The organism is Streptococcus sp. E29BA (genome assembly GCF_041807805.1).
GTDB lineage: Bacteria > Bacillota > Bacilli > Lactobacillales > Streptococcaceae > Streptococcus > Streptococcus entericus.
The window spans coordinates 23,732-45,403 of the sequence record NZ_JBGTZA010000019.1 but is presented as its reverse complement, the minus strand read 5'-3'; the positions used below and the strand labels follow the sequence as shown (position 1 = coordinate 45,403).

General features: G+C 44.2%; 16 protein-coding genes and 1 pseudogene. 2 read left to right on the top strand and 15 right to left on the bottom strand.

Annotation, left to right across the window (positions count from 1 at the left end; genetic code table 11):
• The 13 genes and pseudogenes from ACERC8_RS06145 to eno form a co-directional block, all read right to left on the bottom strand.
• Positions 1-6,569: family 20 glycosylhydrolase (locus ACERC8_RS06145; protein ID WP_373659018.1), on the bottom strand; the 6,569-nt coding region annotated here is incomplete at its 3' end.
• 380 nt (positions 6,570-6,949) lie between these two features.
• Complete coding sequence (gene asnS, locus ACERC8_RS06140) at positions 6,950-8,296, bottom strand: asparagine--tRNA ligase (protein ID WP_373659016.1); 1,347 nt, start codon at positions 8,294-8,296, stop codon at positions 6,950-6,952.
• A 189-nt stretch (positions 8,297-8,485) separates the two neighbouring features.
• On the bottom strand, positions 8,486-9,670 hold the full coding sequence (locus tag ACERC8_RS06135) for a pyridoxal phosphate-dependent aminotransferase (RefSeq protein ID WP_373659015.1): 1,185 nt from the start codon (positions 9,668-9,670) through the stop codon (positions 8,486-8,488).
• 13 nt (positions 9,671-9,683) lie between these two features.
• Complete coding sequence (locus ACERC8_RS06130; RefSeq protein WP_373659014.1) at positions 9,684-10,151, bottom strand: DUF5590 domain-containing protein; 468 nt, start codon at positions 10,149-10,151, stop codon at positions 9,684-9,686.
• 15 nt (positions 10,152-10,166) lie between these two features.
• Complete coding sequence (locus tag ACERC8_RS06125) at positions 10,167-12,656, bottom strand: bifunctional DnaQ family exonuclease/ATP-dependent helicase (protein WP_373659012.1); 2,490 nt, start codon at positions 12,654-12,656, stop codon at positions 10,167-10,169.
• Positions 12,657-13,079: 423 nt separating this feature from the next.
• Entirely contained in the window at positions 13,080-13,727 is a 648-nt protein-coding gene (locus ACERC8_RS06120; protein ID WP_373659011.1) for an HAD family hydrolase, read from the bottom strand.
• Between the two features lie 301 nt (positions 13,728-14,028).
• A pseudogene (locus ACERC8_RS06115) lies at positions 14,029-14,198 on the bottom strand (transcriptional regulator); the annotation flags it as partial.
• A gap of 17 nt (positions 14,199-14,215) precedes the next feature.
• Positions 14,216-14,476 carry a type II toxin-antitoxin system RelE/ParE family toxin gene (locus tag ACERC8_RS06110; RefSeq protein ID WP_373659010.1) on the bottom strand — a complete coding sequence of 87 codons (261 nt, stop codon included), beginning with the start codon at positions 14,474-14,476 and terminating at the stop codon, positions 14,216-14,218.
• Entirely contained in the window at positions 14,477-14,698 is a 222-nt protein-coding gene (gene relB / locus ACERC8_RS06105; protein ID WP_373659009.1) for a type II toxin-antitoxin system RelB family antitoxin, read from the bottom strand.
• 181 nt (positions 14,699-14,879) lie between these two features.
• Complete coding sequence (locus ACERC8_RS06100) at positions 14,880-15,335, bottom strand: type II toxin-antitoxin system HicB family antitoxin (protein ID WP_373659008.1); 456 nt, start codon at positions 15,333-15,335, stop codon at positions 14,880-14,882.
• Between the two features lie 41 nt (positions 15,336-15,376).
• On the bottom strand, positions 15,377-15,559 hold the full coding sequence (locus ACERC8_RS06095) for a type II toxin-antitoxin system HicA family toxin (RefSeq protein ID WP_373659007.1): 183 nt from the start codon (positions 15,557-15,559) through the stop codon (positions 15,377-15,379).
• 370 nt (positions 15,560-15,929) lie between these two features.
• Entirely contained in the window at positions 15,930-16,202 is a 273-nt protein-coding gene (locus tag ACERC8_RS06090; protein WP_373659006.1) for a hypothetical protein, read from the bottom strand.
• Positions 16,203-16,279: 77 nt separating this feature from the next.
• The gene (gene eno, locus ACERC8_RS06085; protein WP_018368570.1) at positions 16,280-17,587 is read right to left on the bottom strand and encodes a surface-displayed alpha-enolase; all 1,308 of its coding nucleotides are present in this window, start codon (positions 17,585-17,587) and stop codon (positions 16,280-16,282) included.
• 142 nt (positions 17,588-17,729) lie between these two features.
• Between eno and ACERC8_RS06080 the strand changes: the two genes are divergently transcribed.
• Positions 17,730-18,173: a DUF1694 domain-containing protein gene (locus ACERC8_RS06080; protein WP_373659005.1), complete on the top strand. Its 444-nt coding sequence runs from the start codon at positions 17,730-17,732 to the stop codon at positions 18,171-18,173.
• On the opposite strand, the gene ACERC8_RS06075 is transcribed toward ACERC8_RS06080, so the two are convergent.
• Positions 18,170-18,952: a sulfite exporter TauE/SafE family protein gene (locus tag ACERC8_RS06075; RefSeq protein ID WP_373659004.1), complete on the bottom strand. Its 783-nt coding sequence runs from the start codon at positions 18,950-18,952 to the stop codon at positions 18,170-18,172. The two genes, ACERC8_RS06080 and ACERC8_RS06075, sit on opposite strands and share 4 nt — an antisense overlap.
• Before the next feature lie 178 nt (positions 18,953-19,130).
• Between ACERC8_RS06075 and ACERC8_RS06070 the strand changes: the two genes are divergently transcribed.
• Complete coding sequence (locus ACERC8_RS06070) at positions 19,131-19,628, top strand: NUDIX domain-containing protein (protein WP_018368573.1); 498 nt, start codon at positions 19,131-19,133, stop codon at positions 19,626-19,628.
• 236 nt (positions 19,629-19,864) lie between these two features.
• Here the strand turns inward: ACERC8_RS06070 and ACERC8_RS06065 are convergent, their stop codons facing one another.
• Complete coding sequence (locus ACERC8_RS06065) at positions 19,865-21,598, bottom strand: septation ring formation regulator EzrA (RefSeq protein WP_373659003.1); 1,734 nt, start codon at positions 21,596-21,598, stop codon at positions 19,865-19,867.
• Positions 21,599-21,672 lie beyond the last annotated feature (74 nt).

The window sequence follows — 21,672 nt, the reverse complement described above, 5'->3', positions numbered from 1 at the left end:
TGGTTAGTATCGGTGTTATCACCTGAGTCGTTATCGGCGTTATCGCCTTGGCTGCCACCATTATTCTGGTCATCGCCTGGGGTTGTGTTTGAATCAGTTGAATCGCCTGGTGTGCCTGGATTTTGACCTGGATCGTCTGATTGATTGCCAGAATCTGAATCACCATGGTCTGAGCTGGTACTACCTTCTTGGTCTGCACCGGTGTGTTCGCCTGTGTTGGTCTCCGTGTTACCATCTTGGTCGCCGCCGGTGTTGCTGTCGGTATCTGTTGTATCACTTTCAGCACTTATCTGTGAACCAAATAATGCTAATTCACGTAAGGTTAGCATGGTTGGCGTTGCTGGTCCTCCAGCTGTTTGCTTGGCTTCTAGCAGCGTCAACACCACACGATCTGCTTTAACTCCTGCTTCTCCAAATCCGTGGCTGACCTCCGCCTGTTCATACGGTACAAGAAGTTCACCAGAGCTATAGACAGTCTCATCACCTCGGAAAGCTTCAACTTGGTACTTGGTCAACGTACCATTATTGTTAATACGCTTACTAATCAATAACCCGTGAAGGTCAAGTGGCTGACCATTTTTAACGGTGATTGTCACTGTCTGTGGTAACCGCCAAGCTTCTGGATAAGCGCCGTTAACATAGTTGGATGACATGTCCCACTTGAGCTCAGCAACAGTTGCCTTGTTGCCATCAAGTAGTTTATCTGGCTCAGCACCTGGTTGCCATGCTTCTGCTCGACCTGCTGTGATTGCAAGCAACTTGTTATCAATCTTACTTAGTTGATTGCGATTCGTGTCATCAAGTGTTGTCACAACATTGACACGATGCCCATTGATATTACTAATATCACCATTGACCACTTCTAAAATTAGCTTCCCTTTATCCGTTGGCTGAATGCGGTAGGCCAAGGTATTGCCGCTTCGCTGGTCAATGAAGGTTGCACGGTTACCGTTTGAAAGCAATAATTCTGGACGATTGGTTGGTAGAACAGAATAGTCAAAGCTAATCAAAGCAGTCGTATCGTCCTCAAAAACAACAGATGTCACGTTGTTATCTGGCAATTTTGGTTCAGGGCTGGTCAAGAATGTCCAGTTGAACTTGCGATAATACTGGGTATAATCGTTCTGACCGCCTTCACTATGTTCGTAGAGCAAGCCAAACTCATCGTTGCCCAAGTATTGCAGAGAGTTATAGGCAAAGCTACCATCTTGAATCAAACGATGGTTAATCCAGTTCAACTGACCATTTTCTGTGACTTCCGCCAGACGCACATGACCGTTGGTACGACCTGGACCGTTGGCATTGGCAAGCACCACATATTCCTTACCATCACGCTCTACACGAACAGCAGATAGCTGAACATAAACGTCCGGAACATCAATCAAGGTTTCAAGGTCATTTTGCCACGTTGCTCCGCCATCCAAACTAGTCGCCATATGCACCTTACCTTTAAGATTGCGCATGAACATTTTGAGGTGACCATTATTTAGTTGCAATAACGTTGCTTCTGTCATTTGTTCGATACGATTATCCATATCTCGCAAATTCAGAACCGTGCCATCAGCAAGTCTACGATTATCATTGACAGACTCTCCAGAATGCCAAGTTTCGCCGTGGTCATCTGAGTAGAAGACCATTGATGACTGCGAATTGTTAATGGCAGAATTACCAATAAAGTTGGTGGCATAAGCTGGGATAACCAGACGTCCCTTGTGCTCTCCTGTGTGCAAGACGACACCTGTGCCTGGACCGATGCCCATAAAGTTCATGTACTCTTTATTTTTCTTGAGACTGGCTGTTAAGTCTTTTGGTCGTGACCAAGTTACCCCATCATCATCACTGTAAGACATCCAGATATGCATGCTTGGAGCAACCTTAAACGGTGAGCTTGAGTTGGTCTGATAATAAACATTACCGATTAAAGTATTTCCTTGATAAATATCCCCTAAGTTAGCATAGTGTTGGCTATTGTCATTAACATTAACACGGTAGTCTGTGGCCTCTCCAGCTGGTGTATAAACCACACCGTTTTCACGAATGGTATAAGCAGCTGTCTCTCCGGCCTTATAGAGGTTCAGATAAGACTGTTCTCCAACTGTTGTGTATGATGCTGGACGACGATTGGATAACCCAAAAGCACCTTGCATTTCTGGGAACATATCATAGAGGGCAAAGATACGTTTTGTCGTTGGTTCTTGTACCAAGCCTGGGTCAATGGTCATTGGGTTAAAATTAGGATTGGCTGGATTTGGATTATTTTTCAAATCAACAATCTTAATGGTATCTCCCCAAGTGGCACCATTGTCTGTGCTTCGTTTGATGCTCGTTGCAATATCTCCCCAGTCACCTGATGTCGTATGGCGCTGGTCAGTAGCAGCAATCAGTGTGCCATCAAGCGTCTTCAGCAAGGCTGGAATACGGAAGGCATGCACGCCATCTCTGTTCTTCTGACCATTTCGACCGCTCTCAAAGACGGCAGCCTTAGCTGTCGCTACCTCGCCTGGATTGGCTGGTAAGTCGTAAGGTACACGGATAAAGGCTTCTGAACGTTCAACAACCTCTTCAGCTGTCAGAGCCTTATTATAGAGGGTGAAGTTCCTGATATCCATGCCAGCAACTCCCCAAACTGGACCGTTCACGCGCTGGGCAGCACCTAGCTGAGCGTGAGTTAAGTTTGTGATTGCCTTGAACACATCTGGCTCAATGTCTTTAGACTGTGATAGCACGCCATTGACATAAAGTTTTACTGTGTTTTGACCATTTTCTGGATTTTTTCCATAGGTCATCGCTACTGCATGCCACTCCCCATTTTTCACACGTTCAGTTCCTGCATTTAGGTCAATGGTAACGCTTGGGCGAATTTCTGCACCGATTTGACCGTTTTTAGCGTACAAAACAGTGTACTGGTTTTGATTGTTGCCACTGGTGGCGTTAAAAATACTATAGAATGCTGGAGCATTTTGTGGTACACGATATTCCACATAAATGGTTCCTTCTTCTGCTGTTTTCAGATAGTCCTTAACATCATCCTCTAAGACAATCTTATTTCCTGTAGCACTTGCTGTCTGCTGGTTGCTCAGCTGTTTGATAATTGGATTAGCTGGTTTTGGTGCTTCTGGACTTACCCCATTGTCTGGCTGTTCATCCGTAGCATCAGGAGAAGCAGTTTCTCCCGGTTGAGTTAGGACTTTGTTTAGGGTCAGTTCTGCAGCACTAGCAAAGCCACCTGTTCCTTCTAAAATTTTCAACTGAATATGGTTGGTCGTCAGCGGTGTGAAATTAGCTACTTTTTCAGCGGCATCATTTGCCCACTGACCTTCAGCAATCTTGGTCAACTGCCCTTCTACCTTAGCGTAGACTTCATAGCGACGAATATGCCCATTTGTCCCAGACTGGCGTGGGAGGTAGGTCAAACTTTGCAGTGCAGTTGGCTGTTTCAGAGCAATATCAACAGTGTAATGTGGCTGTTTATTTGTCCAATGGCTATGCCAAATGGTGCTTGAATTTCCATCAAAGGCTTTATCAATCTGTCCACCATGCTCGGTATCCTGACTATTAGTGGTCAGATCTGCTATTTCCGAAGGGCTAACAACCAATGGACTCACATAAGGATCGTGAGTCAAGTCAAGGCGATGAAGCGTTCCCTTGAAGCCAGCGATATAGTTTAGCGGGAGGACAAAGGTTGTGTGGGCTAGATTTGGGTGAGCCGCCTGTGGTAGACGGGCAATCTTAACATCATCGACATAAACATCTGTTTTGAGTTCCTTGGTGACAAAGGTCACTTTGTAGCGGCGCCCTGCTTCCAAGGTCTTGTCAAATTGGATATGGAGGTGCTCGTTAATATAGGCCAGCTTACCGTCTTGGTCTGAGAGGAAGATGGCATTTCGACCATCAGTTAAAATGCCTTGAGGACCTTCACCAGTTGGGGTCACCTCCAAGGTCAACACAACATCAGGTCCAACTTGACCTAATCCCGTTTCCAGATAAGAATGGTTGTTTGCAAAGACCAGCCCATCTGCACCTGCTGTAACACCTTCGCCTTGAAGGTCAGCTAAACTCTCTTTTGTTATTGTCGCATGGTCAATGGCAGAGCGGAACTCTGGATTGGTTCCAGGGGCATAGACACGGTCTTGAGGCAGGGTTTGTCGGTTGGCAAATGCTGTCGCTAAACGTGGGGAACCCCATGTTTTCTCAGCAGTAACACCCATGGTCACAAAGAAGCGTTTGAAGACATCATAAGAAGTAATACCTGTCTCATGCAGGTCAATGTTGTCGTTCCAAACCGCATGACCGCCACCGATAATTTGAGGGTGAGAGGCAGGATAGGCAGGACCGCCACCTGTGCGGAAGTCATTCGGTGTCCAGCGGTCATACTGTGTCGTATAACCAGCATAGTCACCGTAACCACCGACAGAACCACTACCGCTCGGTACACTATAGGTTGGATTGTCGGTGATGTTGATCACCTTAGCTCCCATAGACAGAGCAAGATTTGGATGGTGCCAGCCCACGTTCCAGACTTGAAGCTCCGTTCCACGACCATCAATGGCTTGGTCACCTGACATAAAGGATAGTGACCCCCAGAAACGTGGTGTTTTGCCTTTTTCCTTGATATATTGAAGCATGTCTGCCAAGTAGCGACGGTAGTGAGCCCCCTCACCATAATATTCATCCGTTCCGATATGAACAGTTGTAACATCCTTGAGCGGTGCATCCTCATCGAAGTAGAGTTTTTGGTAGACAGATTTGACAAAAGCGAGTGTTTCGTCATATTTTTCTCCCAAGTCTAACATCGCAACGCGCTCAACATTATGTTTGCCACGATGGAGAGATGCCCCCTTATACATGAGGTCTGGACGGACTTTGACAAAGGACAAGGCGTGACCTGGCGTGTCAATCTCTGGTACAAGGTTAATGCCTAAATCACCAGCCAGACGGACCAAGGCTCTGAGTTCGTCTTTCGTATAATGGTCTTTTGACGTTAGGCGAACTCCATTTTCACCAACCACATCAATCTCAGCGCGGAAACCTGTGCTAGCGTTATTGAGTACGTAGTCCAGCTCTTGCTCTGGAGTCAGATGTTTATCCTTGATATGCTCTTTGAGGAAAATGTAGTTATCGTTGAGGTGCAACTGCAGGTCATTCATCTTGTAGTAGGCCATATTTTTCAACATCTCAACGACGGTGTTAAATGGCACAAACTTACGACCTGTATCTAGCAAGAAACCACGGTGACTGAAGCTTGGGAAATCACGAATCTCACCATTTTGCAAGTTACTTTCACCCAGCTGCAAGAGCGTGCGAGTGGCATAAAAAGCTCCTGTATGATGGTCTGCTTCAATGGTGATGACACCGTTATTAATTGTGATGCCATAGCCCTCTTGACCATAGCCTTTGTCGCTAACTTTTTTGAACTCGATCCGCTGAGCAGCTGTGCTATCGCCCGTTGACAAGGTTAAGCCACGGCTTAGCAGGTCCTCGCGGTAGAGCTCAGCAGCTCTACCAAAGTTGCTATCATCAGCAACAATCACAGTATCAGCTGTAATCGTGCTGATCCCCTCTACCCCGTGCCACTGCTGGACAACGGGAACAACTGCTGGTTTTGTGCCAACGCCCTCATCAGCGTATCGACCAGTCACTGCTACCTCAAATTCCTTAGTCGCAACAGCAGTTCCCAAGGTTTGTTTGAGCATAACCTTAACGGTTTGATTAGTCAAGGGCTGGTAAACACGACCAGTTAAATCAATCACCCCTTGCTTGTCGCTACCAATTAACTCTACTCCTGTCAGCTCTGGCAAGACTAACTGAGTCTTTGTATCGTTGAACGCTAGGGCATCAATTTGCTCCAAGCGAGTTGGCAAGGCACTGTCTGATGGATTTGAGAAGGCTCTCACCTCACGCACCCCAACGTTGTTCCAATTGATGGTGCCTGGAACTGACTCTAAAATATCTAATTTTAAGTAACGAGCAACCACTGGTGCAGCAAGATTAACAACCTCTTCTGCTGCTGGTGTCCCGCTTGAACGTTCATAGGCCACAAGCCACTCCCTTGTTTCGGGATTAGCATTAGTAGCATCACTTGTGGCATAAGACAGGCGCCATCGTCTAACATTCGGATCAGGAGCATTCTTACCAGCATTGTCCCGCTTGTCCCAATCGATTTCTACTCGCTCAATGTGCGTATCGTTAGGCAAGGTCAGGGTTAAGCTCGGTTGTGAAGGGTTACGATCAGTCGCCCAACGAGTTGTCGCATCGCCATCAACTGCCTTTTCAGCTGTAAAGCTCGTACCTGTTTCAACATCTGATGCTGTCACTTCTGCAGCTTTCAGATGATTGGTATTTGGCGTCGCCAATGGCTGAGCTGTTGCTGTCAGTATCACTGTCTCTGGTGATTCCGATGTTCCCGCCGAACTCGTTACGCCACCTGTTTCTCCACTTGCAGGTGGTTGCGGTGCAGAACCTTCAGCTAAAACAGTCTCATGCCCAGCTGCTGCTCCCAAGGCCAAGGCCGAATACAGGACAACAATCCACTTGCCCTTAGATTTTCTGAGTTTTTTCTTCTGAATCATCAAAAGCCTCCTGTTTGTTATATCATCATTTATATTGTATTCGCTTTCTTATTACAAGTCAAGTGTTTATCAGTAAAAATAAGTAAAAATAAGTAAAAATAAGTAAAAATAAGTAAAAATAAGTAAAAATAAGTAAAAATAAGTAAATTAAATACAAAAAAACTGAAGAAAATCCATCTTGCATTCTCTTCAGTCTTAACACTACTATTTTGATAACTTTTAAAACAGGTTTAATCAGATATTTTAAATATTCTTGCCGTCTCTGCACGTTTACTGTTCACCGTGATTATAGATCCCCAATCCGATGCCACTCCTTAGCCATTCTCAAGAAAGACTTTGTTGCCTGAGAATGGCGTCGCACCCATGCTTTACCGATTTTCCTATGGCTTTATTCGGTGAAGCATCCGTGGGAATGGAATGGCTTCACGGATGTGCTTGGTTCCTGCGACAAAGGTGACCATCCGCTCGATACCAATCCCGAAACCACCATGTGGCACTGAGCCGTACTTGCGAAGGTCAAGGTAGAACTCGTACTCTGACTTGTCCATGCCAAGAGCATCCATCTTAGCAACCAGTGCCTCGTAGTCGTCCTCACGCATGGAACCTCCGATGATTTCCCCATAGCCTTCTGGCGCCAAAAGGTCGGCACAGAGCACGCGCTCAGGATTTCCTGGAACTGGCTTCATGTAGAAGGCCTTGAAGCTGGCTGGGTAGTTGACGATAAAGGTCGGTACCCCAAAGTAGTTTGAAATCCAGGTTTCATGTGGTGAACCAAAGTCATCTCCATACTCCATGTGCTCATAATCAGCGTCTTCGTCATTTTCGTGAGCTTGTAAAAGCGTCACCGCATCGTCATAAGACACCCGCTTGAAGGGCTGGTCGATGTAGGATTTCAGCAAGTCCACATCCCGCTCAAGAGTTTCAAGAGCCTGCGGTGCACGATCGATCACCCCTTGAATCAGAGCTTTGACATAGGCTTCTTGCAAGTCCAGAGATTCATCGTGCGTCAGGAAAGAATACTCTGCATCCATCATCCAGAACTCGGTCAAGTGACGACGGGTTTTGGATTTTTCTGCACGGAATACCGGACCAAAGTCAAACACACGCCCCAGTGCCATGGCACCAGCTTCTAAGTAGAGCTGACCAGACTGGCTCAAGTAAGCTGGCTGACCAAAATAGTCCGTTTCAAAAAGCTCTGTTGAGTCTTCCGCCGCATTCCCTGACAAAATCGGGCTGTCAAACTTGATAAAGCCATTTTGATCAAAGAAGTCATAAGTCGCATAGATGATAGCATTGCGGATTTGCTGAATGGCCACCTGCTTGCGCGAACGCAGCCAGAGGTGGCGATTGTCCATGAGGAAGTCCGTGCCGTGTTCTTTCGGTGTAATCGGGTAATCTTGGCTATCACCGATCAGCTCGATGTCCGTAATGTCCAGCTCGTAGCCGAATTTAGACCTCTCGTCCTCTTTGACAATACCCGTCACGTAAACAGAACTTTCTTGGCTCAAGCGTTTGATAAGGTCAAACTTCGCTGTTCCTTCCTCTTCACCGAATGTCTCAATGAAGTTTGGCTTGAAGGCAACTCCTTGGAAAAAGGCAGTCCCGTCACGCAGTTGCAAAAAGGCAATCTTGCCCTTACCTGACTTATTGGCCACCCAGCTACCGATGGTCACTTCCTGACCAACATGGTCTTTAACTTGGTTAATGGTTACTAATGTTCTAGTCATAATCTTCTCTTTTCTACAAAAATGATTTTTCTTTTTTGATACTTCCTGATGTCGTATGGACGGCAGAGCTAACACGCCAATCCCTATGGGGACTTGGCTAAGCTCTGCACTAGTTCTCACCTAGAAATAGATTCGATTTCTAGGTGAGAACGTCGCAGCACCCACTCATTTAGTCATAGGTGTGGCTCGTTACATTTCTTCCATATATTCTCTCAATCGTCTAACCGCCTCTTTTAGGGTCTCCATATCCGTGGCATAGCTGAGGCGAAGATGACTAGGAGCTCCAAATCCTGCTCCTGTCACCAGAGCGACACCTGTTTGCTCCAAGATATCATTGGTAAAGACGGTCACATCATCAAAGCCTTTCAGTCTCATGGCCTCTGACACCTCTGGAAAGAGGTAGAAGGCTCCTTCTGGCTTGACCACTTCAAAACCTTTCACCTCATTCAAGAGCGGATAAATAGTGTTTAGTCGTTCCTCAAAAGTCGCTCGCATGGCTTCAATTGGCTCTTGGTCACCCGTCAGCGCTTCGATGGTAGCATACTGGGAGACAGTGGTCAGATTAGAGGTCGTCTGGCTGATGATTTTACTCATGGCAGCAATGACGTTTGTCTGCCCTGTCGCCCAGCCCACGCGCCAACCCGTCATGGCATAGGTCTTGGACACCCCATTGACCACGATGGTCTGCTGACGAATGGCTTCTGATAGGCTGGAAATAGGGGTAAAGATCGCTCCATTGTAGACCAAGCGACCATAGATGTCATCAGCCAAAATCAGAATATCATGTTCGACTGCCCAATTTCCAATAGCGGTCAATTCATCAGCTGTGTAAATCATCCCTGTCGGATTAGAGGGCGAGTTCAATAGCAAGACCTTGGTCTGTTGCGTTCTCGCCTGCTCTAGCTGGTCAACTGTGACTTTGAAGTGCTGCTCTTGTCTTGCTTCAACAAAAACAGGTTTGCCTCCTGCCATCTCTAACTGATCAGCATAAGATACCCAGTAAGGGGTCGGAATCAACACCTCATCACCAGCATTGATAACCGCCATGAAAAAGGCATAGAGGATAAATTTGGCACCCGTCGCCACCACGACATCATTCTGGTCAACAGAGTAGCCGTAATAGGTCTCATAGTAACGACTGATGGCTTCCTTTAGAGCTGGCAGACCGCTCGCTACGGTGTAAAAACTAGCAGAGCCATTCTCAATCGCAGCCATCGCCTCTTGCTGAATATGCCGAGGGGTCACAAAGTCAGGCTCTCCCAAGGTCAATTCTAAAATATCTCGCCCTTGAGCTTTTAGACTCTTAGCACGCGCCGCTGCCTGCAAGGTCACACTTTCCTGCATGGACAGGACACGGTCAGATAACTTGGTCATACGCTTCCTTTCTCTAGCCCCAGACGGTGATTAAGTCACCTGTCTCAGCATCAAAAATATAGTATTTTTCCTGACTTTTAATCTCCCAGACAAGTCGGTTGTTATGGCGACCAGCTACTACTCGTTGAGGCACTAGCCCCTCCTCTTCAGCTCGCTTTAGGAGTTCCTCATGACTCAATAGGTTGTCAAGACTGATCAGTTCAGGCTGTTCTTGATGATCTGACAAGAGAAGTAAAATGTCCTGTTCATTGTCATCCTTCCCTCTTATGCTGTAATAAGTGTCTGCGCCATTAAACACTGCAACGTCACTCACATCAGTCAATTTAGCATAATCCCTTGCCAAGTGTTGCAACTGATGTTGTGCGGTCAGGCGTGGTGAAATCGCCAGATAAAAAAATACTAAACCAGTCAGCAGCATCAGGACTAGGCTTAACCCTAGCCAAGTGATGACTGTTTTAAACCAATTCCAACGTTCACTCATTAGCCCTCTCCTTGTTTATTTAGCCTTATCTGGCTTATCCTTATTATTATAGCAAAAATCTTGAATTTGGGGTAGGATTTTCTCAATTTTTTCAAGGGTCGTCTCTGCCTGCTGCTCTAGGATGTTCAACAGATCTTTACCGTAGGGCTTGGTGACCAAGCGACTATCTAAGATTAAAACTGCAGAGCGTTGGTATTCTCGGCGAGTTCCTCTTCCGAGTGCTTGTTTTAAGCGTAGACCCGCTAGAGGTAAGGCATAGTCATAAAAAGGCTGTTTCCCCTGTTCCTTAAGCTGGGTATTGATTTTCTTGACGAATGGGTCTTTAGGGTTATCGAACGGTAACTTCGGAATGAGAATAATCAGATTATCCTGATCAGCAAAATCTGATCCCTCCCAAAATGTCCCTAGACCTAGTAACACTTGATGTTCGCCTTTGTCAAATCGACGTTTAACGGCACTGGCATTGCCATGCAAATCTTGAGCAAGGTGGGGCAAGTCGATGGCGGCTAAGCGGTCTGAAACGGTTCGCAACATCTGTTTTGAGGTTAATAGGACGAGAATAGGGTAGTTCAGTTCTGATAACTGCCGTAAACGCGCAATCAGGGCATCGAGATAGTGCTCATCACTATCCTGTTTCAGTGTCGGCATACTGGTGTCGACCCAAATGTGCTGATTAGCTGCTCTGCCATTGTCCAACAAATGAACAGAGGAGTTAGGCAAACCTAAGAGATCGGGCAAGGACACGCGCTTGCTAATCGCAATAGTCGCTGAAATGAAATAAGCCTTGGCAGCTTGTAGAAGCTGAGGACTAATGTTCAAAAAATCAAGGTGCGCACCGACTAAAAAGGTCTGACGTTTTCCAGTTTGATAACTCGTTTCAAGCCAAAAATCAGCATAACCTGCCACAACTTCTCTTAAGTCGCGCAAATGTATCTGGTCATATTCGGCCAAATCCTGGCGCAAACTTTCTATCACTTGTTGCCCTACGTCACTGCCTTTGTGCTGATAATAGGTCGTCACCATCCGATTTAGCTGTCGTTGCAGACTTTCCAAAAGACGCCGGTGAAGCAAGTCCTGTTCTTGTCCCAGTAGTTGGTGAATGGTTACTAAGACCTTTGTGATATCTACACGCCGCCTTGAGCTGCTTTCCATAGCGAGGAAAAATCGCTGCGCCTCATCCACCACCAGCAACCTGTCTTTTAGGAGGTCTGGCTGAGCTTGCAAATTAGACAGCAAGAAGGCGTGGTTGGTGACAATAACTTGACTATTTTGAACACTCTGCTGGCAACGTCGCCAAAAATCAGCCTCAGCAAAGACAGAATAATCATTGAGGCGCCCTGAATGACCAAACTGGTCAATATAGGCATCCAGGCCAAATTTTTGACCAATCTCATCTAAATCTCCAGTTGTCGTTTCAAGTAACCAAACCAGAAGTTTCATCTTGAACAGATTAACCAAACGGTTACTATCTTCTTGTTGTAAACTATCTGAAAAAGTTTGTAAATCAAGGTAATGTTTGGAACTTTTTATGCTGGTCAAACGTATCTGAAAAACATGCGACAATCGTTGCCCTTCCTTGGTCATCAACTGCTCTTGTAACAATTTTGTAGGCACTGCTACAACGATTTGTCTCCCTTTAGCAGCTGCTAGCAAGGGCAAGAGATAACCGTAGGTTTTCCCCAGCCCCGCCTCACCCTGTATAAAGACAGGAGCTGTCTTTGCTAATTCTGAAGACACCACTGCCGCAAAGTCAGATTGCTTTGACCGATCCTCTAGCCCCAAACGCTTAAGATTAGCCTTAAATTCCTCTTCCAACGGCAAAGGCTGAGGCAACACGATCGGTTGTCTGATTAGCAAGTTGTCGACAGCCCACAGATGAGGCTGTGTTCTAGACGAAGCCTGTGCCAAGGCTAACTCAATCACCTGACCCGTTTCATACAAGAGATGATGAGCAAGCCCTGACAAACTCGTCAGGGTTTGCCTTGGCAATTGATGTAACACCTCTATAATGTTCAAAAATAGCTGAGCAGTCGCCAGAGCATCAGAAATCGCCGTATGGGCGGCATCTAAAGACAAACCTAACTCTTGACTGAGACTTTCAAGGCTATATTTTGCAAGCGTCGGAAAACAAACCTGTGCCAAATCAACCGTATCAACACGGGGCGCTCGTAATTCAAATCCCTCTAAAAATAAATGCTCAGCCAATAAATTGGCATCAAAATGAACATTGTGGGCGACAAAAACCCGATCTTCAAGTAAGTGATAAATGGTCTTAGCTACCTGAGAAAAATTAGGAGCAACTGCCAGCTGCTCATCTGTAATTCCTGTCAATGCTACAATAGACTTATCAAGAGACTGATGAGGATTGACATCCGTCTCGTAGGTTGTCACGATTTTCCCTTCTTCAATAATGACAATACCTACCTGAATAATCCTCGCAGTAGAACCCGTTCCCGTCGCCTCCAAATCAACGACCGCATAACTTGGTACAATTTTATCGTTCATGACTTAATTATAGCATAAAATAGCTAGAGTATTTACCTTCTTTCAATTCAAATAGGCACAATCACTCCTGAAGGCAGCAGCAAAAGCTTGTGATAATCGATTATTTTAAAAACAAGAAGACGCCTAGGATAAATCTCCTAGACGTTCCACTAACATTGACTTATTTTTCTAGTAATAAGCCATGTATCACATAAATAAAAAGTATATGGCTTAGAAGAGTCCATATTTGTTCCATCATGATACTATTATACCAAATTCACGATCCTATTGTTAGCAAAAACCATAAGACAGCACTTTACCGTTTCTTCCTTGAAACGGCTAGCTTTTCTAGACAAAAAGACCAACTCATTTAAAGCCGGTCCAAAAGAAAGTTATTAGATTTACTAACCCTTATCCTAATATGAAAAAACGGATAATCCTCAACTAATTCGTCATCCCATGTAAAACAGCAGGTAAGTCTAAGATACTTGCAATACAGATATCGCTTGTCTGTTGCATATTTTCAGGTGCATATTGCCCAAAGCCTTGCAAGACACGGATGACTCGCATTCCTATCTTTTTGGCAGGAATAATATCATTATCTATCCGATCTCCGATATAAATCGCCTGTTTAGCTGAAATGCCTGCCTTAGTGAGAGCATATTGAAATATTTCCTTATTTGGCTTTTTCATCCCTACATCGGACGAGGCAATTACTAACTCAAAGTATGGACGTATCTTCCACCCTTCTAAACGTCCCTGCAAGCCTAAACCTTGATTGGCAATAATACCTAGGCTATAAGTCTTTGTTAATGTTGCCAACATGTCTACAACACCTGGATAGACCGTTTCAAATGCATGAGACCACATTGGACGTTCCAAATCAAATGGAGCAAAGAAATTCCAAGCACTTGTTATTGGATCGGATCCTTCCTTGGCAAACTGCAGCATCTTATCATAAAACTTCTGCTCGTCTACCTCTATACCAATTTCTTGTAACTGATGTACGCACCGTTTAATAAAATCCTTATAAGCGAACTCTTCATCAATCAAGGTCGAACCAATATCAAAAAACAACCACTTTTTTCCCATCTCTCCTCCATCTACAAGAAAACAGCCTAGGTAAAACCGAGACTGTTTTTAATCTATGTCAGATTATTTTTTCAAGTTATTAACAATAGTAGATAACAGCCTAAAACAAGCCTAATTTTAACCTTTAAAAAACCTAATTTAGCTATAATGGATAAACTAGGGTAACACACAATAAAGGCAAAGGGTAATAAAAATAGGTAACAAATTGACGAGTTCAGCAGGCAAGGGAAAAGGACGATTAAACGTGCTTTTCTTTTTGCATCTAGATTTATTTTTTACGCTGTTTTTGTGCTATCTTCTAGCTCACGCCGCTAAGTTCTTCTAGCTTTTTTGGCTGATACCTTTTTCGTTTCTAGCCTCGATAAGCTCACTCATGATAGCAACTCTCATATCACTTTCTCGGATTTCCTCTAGTGACAAAAGTTCTTTCTGAATATCTCGCCAGTTACTACCAATAGCACCATTAGTTATCATTGATTTTCTCCGTATCAATAAATATCTTTACGATGTCCAAATTCAAGTGCCAAAATCACTAACTTGTCATCTTGAATATCACATATCAGCCTATAATCACCAATACGATAACGCCATTCGTTGGCATGATTACCCGTTAAACCCTTACCGTTGGCTCGTGGGGTTTCTGTACCGTCTAAATGCTTATCTACCCATGCAAAAAGCAGCCTTTGGATAGATTTATCTAGCTTTCTAATCTGCTTTTGAGCCTTTTTTGAATACTCTATACGGTACATTTACAAGCCCAGCTCTTTCTTAAAATCGGCATGGCTGATTGTTTCAGGGTCTGCTTGATACTCTGCATAGGCTTGCTTATAGATTTTCAAATCATACTCATCTTCAATATCACGCTCCAAGGCTTTCTTAAAAAGACTTGATAGGCTTTGTCCTGTGAGTTGGGCATAGCTCTTGAAAAAGACTTCTTCTTCTTGATTTAATCTGATGGTTACTGTACTCATGATGTTTACCTCGTTTCTTTGTGTTACATTGTAACACATTTATTAAGGATTGTCAATTAACATCATAGCATACTCACGCACCTCTCGCTACTGTATTTCTAGTGTTGCCTAGTGTTTTTAGTCTATCCTGCTTATCGTTGTCTGGATGCATTATAGCAGAAAAGCCCAGCAGGTGCTAGGCTTAGGATTGCAATCTTCGCTCTGCAATAGCCTTAGTTAAGGTCTGACTAAAGTTAATCCCTAACTCACGCCCCACCTTATCCGCCCATCTTGGGATTGTTAAGGTCTTTTTGATAGGCTCTTGCTGTCCTAGATATTCCGCCACATCAACAGTCACAAGCGAGATAAAAGACTTGTCTGGGTCATAAGTCAAGGTAAAATCGGCATCATCTTTGAATGGGTCATTATCAATCAAGGATAGGCTGTTAATGCTTGATGGTTGAGGTACTGGCTCGCCGTTCTCGATATAATGCGAGACCATCATACCTAGATATTCTGCTCCCATCGCCATAGCATCTGTAATACTACTTCCTTGTGTACCTGCCCCCTCAATATCGGGAAAATGTACAAAGTAAGGGACTGTATTTTCGCCCTCTGTATCGTCATAATAAAATAAAGCTGGATAAGTTACTAACATGTGCTACCTCCTGCAAAATCCAAAGAAAACCTAGGGCTAGCTTATAGTAGCCCTGCTTGCTTTCTAATACCCCGTTCGGTGTATTTATTGATTTCACCGTGGGGAACGGTTATCGGTCGCTCTCCTGCCTTTTCTAGCTTGATATGCGACCCCTTGCCACCCTTGGTCTTTATCCAACCATGAGCGGTCAAGAGCTTAACCATTTCTTTTTGTGTCATCGGCATAGTACTCTAGCTCCTGACAACTCTATTATATCATACGTGTCATACGTGTCAAGTGATTTAATCAAAAAAGCCCAAAAGGGCTAACATGTTGTAGTGACTAGTATAATCAACACGGAAAGTCTATCCCTCACAAGATAGCTCTCTACCAGATTTGCTCTTGTGGGCAGGTGTCGGCTATGCGACTTGATAACAAATTATAGCATATTTTACTGAAAATTAAAAGCTAAAACTTGCACCATCTATAAACGCCATATAAAGGCCGTATAGCGATTTTAGGCGGTGCGTGCCTATTTCTCTGACTAGGTAGCTAATCGCCTAATTTCCCCTGTTCTCGTGGCTTTGTGTGGCCTATGACAACCTTAGCCTAATCTTAGCCCTTTTTAAGGTCACGCTCCACCCTATCCAGTTCCTCGATGGCCTGCTTATGCAGTCTGCGAATATCAGTATCTGGCAAATTCAAACTTTGGGGCAAGTCTTTCCATTTTATACCGTCTCTGTACCTTACAAGCAAGATTTCACGGTGTAAAGGGCTGTCTAGTCTGTTGATTAAATCTATCACAGCTTGCCGTTTGGCTTTTAGCTGCTTAATGCTATCCAGGGTTTGCCCTTTCTCTGCACCAAAAATCAGCTTTTGGGGTAACAAAGGGGTAACAAATTGAAAAAAGCACCTTGGGAAACCGCCCCAAAGTGCTGGTATAGTAAGGTTTTACCCCTTACATACTATTTTTTCAAGTTATAGAATGACTTAATCCCTTTGTACTGAGCAACGTCAGCCAATTGATCTTCGATACGAAGCAATTGGTTGTATTTCGCGATACGGTCTGTACGTGAGAGTGAACCTGTTTTGATTTGACCAGCGTTTGTCGCAACAGCGATGTCAGCGATGGTTGAATCTTCAGTTTCACCTGAGCGGTGAGAAACAACAGCAGTGTAGCCAGCTTCTTTAGCCATTTCAATCGCTTCAAAAGTCTCAGTAAGTGTACCGATTTGGTTAACTTTGATGAGGATTGAGTTAGCAGCACCTTCTTGGATACCGCGAGCAAGGTAGTCAGTGTTTGTCACGAAGAAGTCGTCACCAACTAATTGTACACGTTTACCAAGACGCTCAGTGAGGGCTTTCCAACCATCCCAGTCGTTCTCATCCATACCATCTTCGATGGTGATGATTGGGTACTTGTTAACCAACTCTTCCAAGTAGTCAACCTGCTCAGCAGACGTACGAACGGCACCGCCAGGACCTTCAAATTTAGTGTAGTCGTAAACACCGCGCTCTTTGTCGTAGAACTCTGATGAGGCACAGTCAAAACCAATCATGATGCCGTTTTCGCCAGCTTCATAGCCTGCAGCTTCGATCGCAGCAAGAATGGTTTCTACACCGTCTTCAGTGCCTTCAAACTTAGGTGCAAAACCACCTTCGTCACCAACAGCTGTTACCAAACCGCGAGACTTAAGGATTTTCTTAAGGGCATGGAAGACTTCAGCACCCCAACGCAAACCTTCTTTGAATGATGGTGCGCCAACTGGCATGATCATGAACTCTTGGAAAGCGATAGGAGCATCTGAGTGAGAACCACCATTGATGATGTTCATCATTGGTGTTGGCAACACTTTAGCGTTGAAACCACCAAGGTAGTTGTAAAGTGGCACTTCAAGGTAGTCCGCAGCTGCACGCGCAACAGCGATAGACACACCAAGGATAGCGTTAGCACCAAGTTTACCTTTGTTAGGTGTACCATCAAGAGCAATCATCGCACGGTCGATACCTTGTTGGTCGCGAACGTCAAAACCGATAATCGCTTCAGCGATGACATTGTTCACGTTGTCAACCGCTTTTTGAGTACCAAGACCAAGGTAACGAGACTTATCGCCATCACGAAGCTCAACTGCTTCATGCTCACCAGTAGAGGCACCTGAAGGTACCATACCGCGTCCGAATGCACCTGATTCTGTATAAACTTCAACTTCAAGAGTTGGGTTACCGCGTGAGTCGAGGACTTCGCGAGCGTAAACATCAGTAATAATTGACATTATTGACTCTCCTTATGAGTTTTAATTTGTTACCTTTTTATCTTATCATAAAATGGCCAGATAATCAAATCAAAATCTTAAAAGTCCGTAAAAAGTTAAAAACGTGTATAATAGTTAGTGATTTCATCATAAGGAGACACTAATGACATTAGACCAAAAAATTCAACAGATGGCAACAGGCGAACATCGGCTTGACCCTGACCAACAGAGGCACTACCTCGGCACATTTGCTGAACGGGTGGTGCTTTTAGGGACAATAGCTAACGCTCAGCACCCCGTCTTCATCAAGAATCTTGACACCGTTCTGCAAGATTATCACAGAAAATACGCCCACCTTCACCTAAAGCTCTCTGCTCGTCTGGATAACGCTCTTGAAATATCTTACCTAAAAGCTGCTCAAGCAATTGGTATCCAAGCAACAGTTGTTGATGAGGATAAGGCACAGTCGCCTTATGGGTTTGTCCTTCATACAGATAAGGCTGAACAGCTATCAGAAATCGAGGTACAGGAACTCTATCCCGACTACTTTGTCGATGAGCCTACTCAGCCTACCAAAAAATCGCTCTGGAAAAAGCTGTTTGGTTAGATGAGATTAGTCACTAAATTCATCACACTAATACCAATTACAGCAATCGTCAAAGCTAAAAATAGTCCATTTACTTGCTTATCAGTCAAGCGGCGATGTCCCCATGTCCCAATCATTCCACCAGCAACGGCAACGACTATCAGCAGACCAACAAAGCCAAGGATAACTCCATAGCTCTGCCATTTCCAAACGATTAAGGCAATCTTGGGCAATTGTGCAAAGAAAGTCATAGCCAGAGAATACATGGCGGCTTCTTTGACCGTATACGAAAAGAGTATCACGAGAACAGCGATGTTAAGTGGCCCACCTCCAATGCCTAAAAAAATCGACAACATCCCGATGGCAAGACCTAAGAAAATAATCAACCAAGCATTCTTGACACGATAGGTGGGGAGACTTTCCTTTTTGATGTGATAGCCGGTGGTAAAGAGCAAAACAAGAATAAGAAGTCCTGCTTGCCAGGCTTTGACGGTTTCATTCGGGACACTACTGGTCATCTGATGAAACAGTTGCTCTCCCAAAAAGCCACCACAGACTGAGCCCAAACTTAGACCGACTAAAACCGTTGAATCAACAGTTGGCTTTATACGGAGTTGACGCACCAGCGAACTCAAACACATGGTAAAAACTGCGATTGACGAATAAGCGCCAATGACGACAGCAGAATCATAACCCAGTCTGTCAAAAATCGGCTTAATAATGGCGCCACCCCCAACGCCAGTCACAGCACCGATACAAGTGGCGAAAAATACAACTAAAAGGTAAATCACATAAATCATACTGACCTCCTATCTTGGCAATTAGATTAACTTATGAAAATCACTCTATTAACAAGCATAAATCGAGCAAACCTCTCTTTTTAGTCTACACTAAGTTCACACAAGCGGCAAGCCTCTTGACAGAGGCTAAGCCATCTGCTATCATTGACTTCCCTATCAACTAAGTAAAGGAGCAAAAATGACAACAGAAATTTGGGATGCTTACCTAGCTGATGGTACCCTTGCTGATTTGAAACTGACCCGAGGAGAGCCCATTCCAGACGGGTATTATCACCTAGTTGTTGAAGCCATGGTTTGCCATGAAGATGGGAGTTTACTTTTTGTCAAACGCGCTGCTAGCCGAGCGAGTTTCCCTAATTATTGGGAATTTTCTTGTGGTGGTTCTGCCCTAGCGGGCGAAATGGCAGAGCAGGCTATTAAGCGAGAAGTCTTAGAAGAAACTGGACTAAGCCTCGATAAACTGTCACTTTACAACACCTATTTTGACGATCGCTACCACTGCTACTTCCATATTTTTCAAGCCATGACGACAAACGATAAAAAGGCAGTCCAATTACAAATCGAAGAAACAGCTGATTACCGCTGGGTGTCACCATCAGAACTGCCCCTTTTCATTGAAAACCACCTCTTAATTCCCAGTCAAAAAGCGGCTATTACTGAACTTTTCTTACACTGAAAATATGTTCTTCCTCTGTCGACTGCCTGAATCCTTTATACCTTTGATTCATTACCATAGAAGGTTGGCATTATCGGTCAGCCTTTTTATTTTTACGATCAATGAGGAACTTATAGCACAATTAGATTAGAATGCTCAAATAATTGTTCTTTAGTTAACAACCATTACAAGGTTGATTTTTTATTGTGACATGATGTTCATTGCGTACAAAAGGACTGGAAAATTCCAGCCCTTTATTAAAATCTAATCATTTCTCTCGTTTTTTCATACGACGTTACAAACCGTTCTGTCACTCCTGGCTCAACAATTTCCAAAGCATAGGAAATTTCATCGAAGGCTGCACGGTAATCATACTCAACCTCAAAATAATGAAGAGCTGCTTCAAAACTAGCTTGGACATTCTTGTCAAAATTTCTGTAGCGGTTTGAATACTGTAACAATTGCTCGGTCAAGGTAGCATACTGGACAACGGTATAAGCTGTCTCTTCAAGCTTAGCCATGGCACTATCAGAGGCTTCAGTCAAACGATTGACTGCCTGAATATCGATGCGATGGCGGTCAAGCTCAGCCATGAGCGCTTCCACTTGTGAGCTAGTGGTAAAGAAAATGCTCAGAAATTCTTGTGGCACACCTGGCATATGGCGTTTTTCTATAAAACGTTTAATGATATGAAGACGGTTGATAGATTGCTCCATCAGCTGACGAGCTTCTACTTCTTTTTTATCAATCTCTTTAAGATGAGTCGTCAGAGATAACTGTTCTTGCTCGATACCTTCTAACCCTTTCACTGCCGTGCTATAACGCATTTCCAAAGTTGAGAATGGTTCTTCTGGCAACTGACTGTCATCCAAATGCGCCAATGAGCCTTCTTCCAATTTTTCAATCTGACGGCTTAACCCTTTCAGGGTACTGCTATCTGCATCATCCAGAATGTAGTACTGTTGCAAGCGAAGAATTTCTTCTTGTAACTTGCTATGATTAGTTTTCACATGCTCCAAGTAAGATGGCAAGCGACGGATAAGTCTTTTCACTTCTCGTTGAGCAGCAATCTCTTTCTCGAAGAGTTCATAAAGGCTATCAAGACGTGCTTGGATGTCTTCTATACCTGCCTCTGCTTTGTCTAACTCTAAACCAGCCAAATCATTTTTCCCAGCTGTAATGGCTTCACGAATGGTCTGGAAACGCTGTTCAATCGGTTGGTCTCCAAAATGATAGTTCTCTTCTAAGAGTTTCGCATAACCTGTTTCCAGGTCATCTAGCTGATCTGCTAGTCTATCTTGTAGCTCTTTAGCTAGTCCAGGGACCTTTTCGCTAATTTGACCCAACGCAATGGTGTGCTCTTCAGCACGCTCCAAGATCTCTGCTGCTTCGAGTGGATCCCCTGATGTGTTCAAGGCTACAAATTGAGAAAACTCGGTTTGGATATTTGATAATTGCTTGTTGATTTCAGTAAGAGCAGGACCAAACTCGCTCTCTTTTGAGGAAATGCCTTCCTGCAACTCTTCATACAGGTCAAGTGCATACTTCACACGTGCACTATTTTTTTCTTCCTGTTCTTTGAGAGTTACTAACCCTTGACGAATATTTGATAATTCCGTCTCCGTCTCTTTAAGCTGTGCATCAATAGCTTCCACTGATTTTTTTACTTTAAAGAAATGGAAGGTGTCATTAAAAACTTCAGCCTCTTCTATGTCCTCTTCCAACTGCTTAAATGTCTCTGTTGTTAAAATAGCCCATCGTTCCTTCCAAGAATCAAATTCTTCTTGGCTTTGACCAACCAACTGGAGCTGGTTAATCGCTTCGATATCATCAGAGACTGGCTGGGACATCAGCCCTTCTTTTCGTTTGTCTAATTCGGCAATAATACCGTCATTTTTCCGTCTAACAAATACACTGACAAGGTAGCCCACGATAGCAATCAAAATGATGGCTACAATCAGTAGTATAATTCCGCTCTGTTTGATAGGCATATATTCTCCTTAGAATATTAATTTTAGTCTATATCATTACGATTATAGCATATTTAAATGGCTTTGACAAAGGG

Excerpts from the sequence above, each read along its gene's own strand:
- asnS (WP_373659016.1), bottom strand. The coding sequence starts at position 8,296 with ATGACTAGAACATTAGTAACCATTAACCAAGTTAAAGACCATGTTGGT.
- ACERC8_RS06135 (WP_373659015.1), bottom strand. The coding sequence starts at position 9,670 with ATGACCAAGTTATCTGACCGTGTCCTGTCCATGCAGGAAAGTGTGACC.
- ACERC8_RS06130 (WP_373659014.1), bottom strand. The coding sequence starts at position 10,151 with ATGAGTGAACGTTGGAATTGGTTTAAAACAGTCATCACTTGGCTAGGG.
- ACERC8_RS06125 (WP_373659012.1), bottom strand. The coding sequence starts at position 12,656 with ATGAACGATAAAATTGTACCAAGTTATGCGGTCGTTGATTTGGAGGCG.
- ACERC8_RS06120 (WP_373659011.1), bottom strand. The coding sequence starts at position 13,727 with ATGGGAAAAAAGTGGTTGTTTTTTGATATTGGTTCGACCTTGATTGAT.
- ACERC8_RS06110 (WP_373659010.1), bottom strand. The coding sequence starts at position 14,476 with ATGTACCGTATAGAGTATTCAAAAAAGGCTCAAAAGCAGATTAGAAAG.
- relB (WP_373659009.1), bottom strand. The coding sequence starts at position 14,698 with ATGAGTACAGTAACCATCAGATTAAATCAAGAAGAAGAAGTCTTTTTC.
- ACERC8_RS06100 (WP_373659008.1), bottom strand. The coding sequence starts at position 15,335 with ATGTTAGTAACTTATCCAGCTTTATTTTATTATGACGATACAGAGGGC.
- ACERC8_RS06095 (WP_373659007.1), bottom strand. The coding sequence starts at position 15,559 with ATGCCGATGACACAAAAAGAAATGGTTAAGCTCTTGACCGCTCATGGT.
- eno (WP_018368570.1), bottom strand. The coding sequence starts at position 17,587 with ATGTCAATTATTACTGATGTTTACGCTCGCGAAGTCCTCGACTCACGC.
- ACERC8_RS06080 (WP_373659005.1), top strand. The coding sequence starts at position 17,730 with ATGACATTAGACCAAAAAATTCAACAGATGGCAACAGGCGAACATCGG.
- ACERC8_RS06075 (WP_373659004.1), bottom strand. The coding sequence starts at position 18,952 with ATGATTTATGTGATTTACCTTTTAGTTGTATTTTTCGCCACTTGTATC.
- ACERC8_RS06070 (WP_018368573.1), top strand. The coding sequence starts at position 19,131 with ATGACAACAGAAATTTGGGATGCTTACCTAGCTGATGGTACCCTTGCT.
- ACERC8_RS06065 (WP_373659003.1), bottom strand. The coding sequence starts at position 21,598 with ATGCCTATCAAACAGAGCGGAATTATACTACTGATTGTAGCCATCATT.